At 42.7% G+C, this 361-nt stretch carries 1 pseudogene; it reads left to right on the top strand.

The window, feature by feature from the left end:
- Positions 1-129: 129 nt before the first annotated feature.
- Positions 130-361, top strand: a pseudogene (locus tag AVZ68_RS19520) (IS5/IS1182 family transposase); the annotation flags it as partial.

Below are 361 nucleotides of genomic sequence, written 5' to 3'. Positions count from 1 at the left end.
GAATGAATTTCATAAATCTCAGCCCTGGCAAACCAGGGGTTTCAAGGCGTAAAAAAGGAAGTACCTCCCCAAGTCTTGTATAATGGTCGTTGACAAAACACCCATAAAAAGACTGGAGGAATACTTCCTATGGCCATTATACGACAAATGAGCTTATTTGGCATTCAAGAATTATATGAGTTGGAACCTACCCACCGTTATGACGCGATCATTTCCGCCATTGATTTGGATGCGATTTGTCATGTAGTGACCAAAAAGTCCCGACTTGGCGCGCCAGAAGAACTAAATGATGCAGCTATGGTGATTTCTGTTTTTATCCGATATGTAGAGCGGATCCCAACGATCAAAGACCTGGTGAAAC

The sequence above is a fragment of the Shouchella shacheensis genome (assembly GCF_001484965.1).
GTDB classification, from domain to species: domain Bacteria; phylum Bacillota; class Bacilli; order Bacillales; family Bacillaceae_D; genus Shouchella; species Shouchella shacheensis.
The sequence above is the reverse complement of the archived record's forward strand: the minus strand, read 5'-3'. Positions and strand labels throughout refer to the sequence as shown.